Consider the following 7,803-nt stretch of genomic DNA (forward strand, 5'->3'; position numbering starts at 1 on the left):
TGACGCTTCAACAGCATTGGTGGATCCCCCAGCTTGGTCTGGGGGATTTTTTTGTTCTCTTTGCTGGGGTGATCTTTCCCAGAGCTTTTCTAGAGTTAAATTGGGGCCATTGCCTCTGTGACTTAGGGATATGGCAATCATTTCTTCTCGGGATACAGGCCAGAACGCTGAGGGCCCCAAGCGGCGGCAGCAAAAGTCTTCAGCCTGGAGAAAAGAAGGCAGAGAGTTGAGCTTTGCTGGGGAAAGGGGAGCGGATCCCTCTGCCCTGTTGCAGCCGCAAGCCCACCCTGGCGAAGCCCAGGAAGAATCCCTGCGCCCGCGCACCCTAGCGGAATATATTGGCCAGACGGAACTTAAAGAAGTGCTCTCCATTGCCATTGCGGCGGCCCGCGCTCGCCAAGAGCCTCTGGATCACCTGCTGTTCTACGGCCCGCCTGGTCTAGGCAAAACCACGGTGGCAGCAGTGCTGGCGGCAGAAATGGGATCCCAGTTCTACATGACCACCGCGCCGGCTTTGGAGAGCCCCCGCGACATTGCCGGGTATTTGGTGCGCTTGAAGCGGGGGGATGTGTTGTTTATTGACGAGATCCACCGCCTGCCCAAGGTTACAGAAGAATTGCTCTATCCGGCGATGGAGGATTTTCGTCTTGATATCACCATTGGCAAAGGTCGCTCTGCTCGCATCACCTCTCTGCCCTTGGAACGCTTTACCCTCATCGGGGCCACAACCCGCATTGGCGCCCTCACTTCTCCGCTGCGGGATCGCTTTGGCCACGTGCAACGGCTGCGCTTTTACGAGCCTCACGAGCTGGTGCAGATCGTGCTGCGCACGGCTCGCCTCTTAAATGTCTCCACCGATCCTGAAGGGGCTGCAGAGATCGCCCGCCGTTCTCGGGGCACGCCCCGCATTGCCAACCGCCTGTTCAAGCGGGTGCGAGATTACGCCCAGGTGCGAGGGGATGGCCACATTAGCCAAGAAGTGGCAGCAGCCGCTCTGGAGCTGTTCCAGGTGGATCCCATGGGTTTGGATTGGATCGATCGCAAGCTGCTGACGGTGCTGGTGGAGCAGTTCGGTGGAGGGCCAGTGGGCTTGGAGACGATGGCCGCGGTGACGGGTGAGGATCCCCAAACCATTGAAGAAGTGTATGAGCCTTATCTGCTGCAGATCGGCTACCTGCAGCGCACGCCCCGGGGTCGAGTGGTTACCCCTGCTGCGCTACGGCATCTGGGCTATGAAGCCCAATCCCCCCTGCCTTTGTGGAGCTAACTCGTCTCTCCCCTCACCCCCGACCCCTCTCTCACAAGAAAGAGAGCAGTTGAGAGCCCCATCTAGCTACGGTCATTGCCCACAGGGCTGAAGCTGGGCACCACCAGCTCGCGGTTTTGCTTGGTAAGGCGACCGTACAGCTCCTGCGTGTTGGGGAAGTTGGCCGCCGGCAAGGTGGGGAAGCGGCGATAGGGCACCGTGTCCTCGCCGAAGAGATCCCGATACTCCTGGGTGTTCAGCAGGGCGCGCACAAAGGCTTTCACCCCCTGGGTGGCCAAGATCTGGTTGTACTTGCGGATCTCCTGCTGGTTGAGAGGAGCACGGCCCAGGAAGTGCTTGGTGCCCAGCTCGATCACCTTGGTGTTGGGATAGGGGGCATAGAACTCGGAGCGGTACAGCTCGGAACACCCCAGGGCCTCGATGAACTCCTTGACGGTGATCTCGCCGTTGCGCAGCTTGGACTCGGCAGAGCTGAGCTCGGCGCTGATGTTGTAGATGTCCATATCCCGCTCGAAGACCTGCCGGTAGGCGGCGCGGATGAGGTTGTTGACTTCCGCTTTGTTGGCCAGGCTGGTGAGCTTGAAGACAGGGATCTCTTGGCGTACCTTGGGCACCCCCTGCTGGGCCCGCCGCTGGATTTCCAGCTCGCCGGAAGGCATATCCCGAGGCTGACCCAACTTGACAAAGAGAGGGATGTCGTCGTCGGTGCGAATGGGCTTGGTCACTGCCATGTCGGTGGAGCCGGGGCGCATCCGCCGCAGCGCCAGGCCGCCAGGGGTGAGGTAGCGCTCGTAGGGCACGATATCTTCCCCGAAGACCCGCTGGTACTCCTCGCCGTCCAAGATGGCATCCACCACCGCGTAGAACCCCTGCTTGGAGGCAATGTCAAACAGGCGGTTCATCTCTTGCCGTCCGTAGGTGGGTCGGCCCAGTAGCTTGCGGTGGATGAACTCGATGGCTTTGCAGACATACAAGCTGGACCAGTACTTGTTGCGGAAGAGATCCGACTTGGCCAGTTGGCGCACAAACTCTTTGACGGGAATTTCCCCCGACTCCAGCTTGATCTCCCAGCGGGTCAGCCGTTGGCCTTCGTAGGGCACATAGCCGTATACCTGTTGGTAGCAGGCGCGGATCACCGCCTGGGTGGATCCCTCGCTGCCGACAATGCCGGCCCGCACCCCCAGCCGTCGGCTGCGATCTCCCGGAGTCTGGGTGAGCTTGAAAACCTTCGGGCCAAGGCTGCCGGGATCCCCTGCTGCTCTGGGATTGGTGCGCTCGTTGGTCAGGGCAAAGCCGCGCCGGATGAGGATGCGCTTGACATCTTTGTTGAAGGGAGCAGGGCGGGCGCTGAGGGAACGGGTTTCCTTGGGGAAGATGGCCCCAAATTGGATCTCCAGCGGGTCATTGCCGGAGCCATAGGCATGCTGATCCGGCAGGGGCCGGTTGTAGCGGGCAAAGAGGGTAATGAACTGGGGCACCTTGCGGCGCGGGGCAGCGTAGGTGTAGAGGTCGAACTTGGCTCCCCAGTTGGCGCTGGTTTGGGCTTCTATCCCCAGCTTGCGCAGGTAGGGCACCGTCTCCTCGCCGAAGTAGTCCCCGTACTCGCGGCTGTCCACCAGGGCGTCCACCAGGCCGGCCAGGCCCTTGCTGGAGACGATGGAGAAGTAGGTCTGCACTTCCTCGCGGGTTTCAGGGGCCCGGCCCAGGAAGTGGCGGAAGGCCAGCTCGACAACGCGGCTGTTAATGTAAGGCTCGTAAAACTGCTTGCGGTAGAGCTCCGATTTGCCCAGGCGGCGAATGAACTCCTTCATGGAGATCTCGCCGTTTTTCACCTTCGACTCCAGGTTGGAAAGCTTGAGGCCGTAGGCGCGGCGGATGTCCCGCTCAAACACCTGCCGGTAGGCGGCCTTGATGACTTCTTCCTTCTCGGCGTTGGACAGCCCCGGCTTCATGGCAAAAACGGGAACTTTTTCGGCAGCCAAGTTGTAGATCTGGGGTAGCTGCAGCCCCTGCAGGGGCAGGCCGTCGGCGGTGCTGGCGTTGCGCTGCCGCAGCTTGTCGGAAGGGGCGGGAGCGATGAACTCGCTCAGCAAAACATCGAAGTATTGGTTGATGATGGCAACCGCTTCGGCATCTTTGCGGAAGTAGCCAGCCGCTGCCCGCTTCATCTCTTGAATGGCGACAATGGTGGCCTCGGCGGAGCAGGCGTTTTCGATGATCTCCCGCAGGCCGCGGGTGTTGACGGCGATGATGCTGGGATCCCCGGCCACCAGGGCGTAGGTAACGTAGCGCAAAAACCAGCTCAGATCCCGCAGCGATTTGCGCATGTTGGCAGCTCCGTAGCGGGAGATGTTGATGGGGCGGAAATTGGGGGGAATCTCCACACCGCTGGCGCTAAAGATGTTGCGGATGGCCTCAATGAATCCGCCGGTGGATTCCACGTAGAAGGCAGTACCCAGCTTGAAGGCTTCTTTCTCGTCTTGGGTCGCTTCTGGCCGCTCCAGATAGGCCATGGGCGAGCCCCCTGTGAAGATGCGGTTGGCTGCCCGGCTGACGATGATTTCCGAATTGGCCGCAATGACCTCGGCAATCTCTAGCCGTTTCAGGCCGCTGGAGAAAAAGTCCTCGAGGCGATCCAGCTCGGTGCGTCCCAGATAGCGATCCTGCTGTTCCGCCTGGGAGATGGTCGATACAGGCACGGTTTGGTAGAGACGGGGGTTGGAAACGACTGCGCCAGCGGATACGTTGATACCCATCGATCTTTTAAACTCCGTTTTGATCGAAAAAACTGCCGACAAAGGCCGAGGACAGTGCCATCGAAGGGGGTGAAGAGGCTGACCCACGACTGGAGGAGCATCCCTCTCTGAGCTGAGAAGGATCGATGCCCGATCCCTGAGGGGGAAGCCAAGCCTAGAATACTAGGGGCACGGGCCCAGAGTGGGGAGGTTGTTGCAGTTTGTAACACTGTTTCTCATCCACAAAGACATGGCTCCCAACCCAGCTCTACCCCCCCATCTGTTGTCTTCTGCTTTTCTCCTTGAGGATTGGGAGCAGGGGCATTACGAGCACGTCATTCAGGTCTTGCAGCAGCGGCTCGAGCAGGGATCCCCCTCTCCAGAGCTGTATTGGGAGCTGGGAGCCGCCTATCTCCTGCTGGGTCGGGAACTGGAGGCGCAGCTGGTGTGGCAAGAGGGCTTGGCGATGCTGCAAGCGGGGGGGGTGGCCGAATCCGAGGCCGTCTACCACCTGCTGAGGAGCTTGCAGGCTTTGGCGGAAAGCCTGTGGGAGAAGGGCCATTGGCCGCAGGCAGCAGCTCTGTATCGGCAGCTTCTGGAGTTGGGGGATGGACAGCTGGAGCTGTCTTCTGGCCAGGCTTTGGCTGCTCACCGCATTGGCCTGACCCAAGAGCGGAGCCGGCTGTGGGCTGCGGCAGCGGAGTGGTTTGAGCGGGCTTGCCAGCAGGATCCGACAGCGGCAGAGAGTTTTTGGCGCTGGGGCTTGGCCCTGATGAAGCTGGGCCGTTTGCGAGAGGCGATTTCCCCTCTGCAGGAGGCTGCGCGGCTGCGCCCTGAGTGGGGGGATCCCTGGGTACAGATGGGCTTGGCGTGGCTGGATCTGCGGGATCCAGTTCAGGCTGTGGGGTGTTTCCAGGAGGCTGAGGCGCGGGGCACCGGGACAGCGCAGCTCTACAGCTACTGGGCGGAAGCGGAAGTGCGGTTGGCTCACCCTGAGGCGGCTTGGGAGAAGGTTTGCCGAGCGGTGGCAGCGGAACGGAATTGGGTGCAGGCGTGGTGCGAGGGCAGTGGCAGAGAAAGCCCTCTGCGGTCTGGACTGGAGCAGGCATGCAGGGGAGAGGGATCTGCGAGGATCCCCGATTTCCTGTACTCGGCTTGGCGGCAGCGTTGGGCTCCAGAAGGCGTTGCCCTTCAAGCGGACTCTTTTTCCCAGAACACCCCCCCTACAACCGACTTCTGGCCGGTGCCAACCCAGGGTTACCTCACCACCCGGCAGTGGCATCAGGCCACGGGCGAAGGGGACTACCAACCCCTGGATCCGGTGGGGGTTCTCTGTCTGAAAGCGCCCCCTGCGGCTGATCCCGCCATTTTGCAAAAGTTGCGCCCGCAGCGGATCCCCTTGGCAGAGACCTTTGTCGCCCAGATCCCCCGAGGATCCGTCCACGTGGGCCACTATCCCCGCCACCTCTACGCCAGCTTTGCCAGCGGGGTGCTCACCCGCCGGGGAGAATTGCTCGCCGATCTATCCCTGAGCTTGCCGCCGCCGGAGTTCCTCGACTGGGACTACAGGCCAGATCACCTGCGACACCACCCCCTGCTGGGCTTGCCCCATCTCCCCCCACCGATCCCACTGGATGGCCCCGTTGCCCTTTTGCCCTTGGGGGCAGTTAATTACTTTCACTGGATGGTGGATATTCTGCCGGCCCTCGATATCCTGCAGCGGTCGGGCGCCCTGGAAAAGGACATCCCCATCTTGATCCACGGGTATCAAAGAAAGCCCTTTCAGGTGCAGAGCTTGGCTGCTTTGGGGATCCCAGCCGAGCGCATCCTCAGCTTTGAGCAGTTGGGGGGATCCCATCTGCAAGCCCAAAACCTGATCGTGCCCTCGGCAGGCGCTCCGGTGGGGTGTTTGACGCCTAGGGGATTGGAGGTGCTGCGGCAACTGGCCCAGCCGAGTTTATCCATTGACCCCTTACAACCGCGGCGAATTTACATCTGCCGTCGCTCTGCCCGCTGGCGGCGGGTGATCAACGAAGCGGAGGTGCTAGCCTGTTTGCACCCTTGGGGATTTGCACCGGTGCAAATGGAAACCCTTTCTCTTCAAGAGCAAATAGCCCTAATGCAAGGGGCAGAGGCGGTGATCGGGATCCACGGGGCGGGCCTAACCAACCTCGCCTTTTGTCAACCCGGCACCACCGTCATCGAGATCTTGCCCAGCAATGCAGTGCTTCCCTATTTTTGGAGTATTGCTCAGGTGGCAGGGTTAAGGTATTTCCCCTTGGTGGCGCCTGTTTGCGATCCGGCTTTGGTGGCTCTTCTTTCCAGCCCCGATTTGGATCGAGAAGATGCCTGGGTTCGGATCCCGGACTTGCTGAATGTGCTGGAACAGACAGGGATCAAGGGATGATGGGATCGGAGGGACTCGAACCCTCACGTTCTTGAGGAACAACGGATTTTAAGTCCGTAGCGTCTACCATTCCGCCACGATCCCAATCTGTCGGCAATAGCCGTACTACTCTACCAAACTGCTTGCCTTGGGGGGGCAAGTCTTTAAGTTGGTTCACCCAGCCCTGCAGTGGAGGGTATGAAGTAGGGGATTGCTGCCCCTGCTGATGGGATCCCTGCTGTGCCCGCTGGCTTGAAGCTCCTACAACTTCTCTTTCAAAAAAACGTTGGCCACCCAGATCCCCACCACCGCCAAGGCGGCCATCCCATAAAAGGTATAGCTATAGCTGCCCATCCTATCGCGAATTTGCCCCGCGATCATCGTTCCCACCAAGGCCCCAACTCCATAGGCGGTAAACACAATGCCGTAGTTCTGGGCGTAGCGTTCGGGATCAAACAAGCGCAGGGTCAGGGCGGGAGCCATGGCCAGCCACCCCCCCAGGCAAAACCAAAGCAAGGAAAAAGTTACCCAGTAGGCCAGAAGGGATCCCTGAGGAGGCAGGAGCATCAGCCCACAGGCCAGCAGGATCAGCCCATAGGAGCCCGTAGTGACCTGATGGGGATGTAATCGATCGGCCAACCAGCCAAACAGAGGACGGCTGAGCCCGTTGAAAATGGCGAAGAGAGCCACGCTGTTGGCAGCCGCAGGGGGATCCAGGCCGATCAGCTCTTCCCCCACGGGGCCGGAAATCCCAATGGCGCTTAAACCGATCAGAGTGCCGATGGCGTAGCAGATCCACAGGCCATAGAAGGAGGGGTTTCTCAGCAGAGGGAGAGAGCGCCTAGAAGCCGGTAGAGGGTGATCTGGGCTGTCCGTGGATTTTCTTGGAAAAGATGGGGAAGGGATCCAATCGGGGGGAGGAAATCTCAGTTGGGTTGCGATCCCCAGGATCACTGCCGCGAAGAGGATCCCCAAAATCAGCAGCGTAGGTCGAACCCCCAGCGCCTCGATCAAGCGGTTGGCTAGGGGAGCGGTAAGCAGGGGGGATAGGCCAAAGCCGATAATGGTGGACCCCACCGCCAATCCCTTGCGATCCGGGAACCAACGGGCTGCCACGGCCATTGGCACTCCATAGGCTATTCCCACACCGCTGCCGGCAATGACTCCATAGCAGAGGGCAATCCACCCAATGGAGGGGGCGAAGCTGGCCAGCCCATAGCCCAGGCCCACCAAGCTGCCCCCCAGAGCCAGTACTCGGCGGGATCCCCAGCGGGGGATGACAAACCCTGTGATGGGCATGAGGGTAGCGTAAAACACGAGGGCAACGGTGTAGGGCAGCAGGCTCTCACTGGCCCCGATCCCCAGCTCTGTTTCCAGAGGCTTGCGGAAAATGCTCCAGGAATAGACGGTTCCCA

4 protein-coding genes and 1 tRNA gene are annotated in these 7,803 nt (G+C 60.5%); 2 read left to right on the forward strand and 3 right to left on the reverse strand.

Annotated elements, in window-relative coordinates; all coding sequences use genetic code 11:
- Positions 1–130: 130 nt before the first annotated feature.
- Positions 131–1,267: a Holliday junction branch migration DNA helicase RuvB gene (gene ruvB / locus NW829_RS02620; RefSeq protein ID WP_011430641.1), complete on the forward strand. Its 1,137-nt coding sequence runs from the start codon at positions 131–133 to the stop codon at positions 1,265–1,267.
- A gap of 62 nt (positions 1,268–1,329) precedes the next feature.
- On the opposite strand, the gene NW829_RS02625 is transcribed toward ruvB, so the two are convergent.
- Positions 1,330–4,023 (reverse strand): phycobilisome rod-core linker polypeptide, encoded by a 2,694-nt coding sequence (locus tag NW829_RS02625; protein WP_414416367.1) that lies wholly within the window; start codon positions 4,021–4,023, stop codon positions 1,330–1,332.
- Positions 4,024–4,216: 193 nt separating this feature from the next.
- Here NW829_RS02625 and NW829_RS02630 point away from each other — a divergent pair, with 193 nt between their 5' ends.
- A complete protein-coding gene (locus tag NW829_RS02630; RefSeq protein WP_414416368.1) occupies positions 4,217–6,409 on the forward strand; it encodes a glycosyltransferase 61 family protein in 2,193 nt (730 codons plus the stop codon).
- Here the strand turns inward: NW829_RS02630 and NW829_RS02635 are convergent.
- Both NW829_RS02635 and NW829_RS02640 read right to left on the reverse strand, forming a co-directional pair.
- Positions 6,410–6,493: transfer RNA gene (locus tag NW829_RS02635), tRNA-Leu, on the reverse strand.
- A gap of 156 nt (positions 6,494–6,649) precedes the next feature.
- A partial coding sequence (locus NW829_RS02640) for an OFA family MFS transporter (RefSeq protein WP_414416369.1) occupies positions 6,650–7,803 on the reverse strand: 1,154 nt, incomplete at its 5' end.

It is taken from the genome of Synechococcus sp. R55.8, assembly GCF_047461895.1.
Classification (GTDB): Bacteria; Cyanobacteriota; Cyanobacteriia; order Thermostichales; family Thermostichaceae; genus Thermostichus.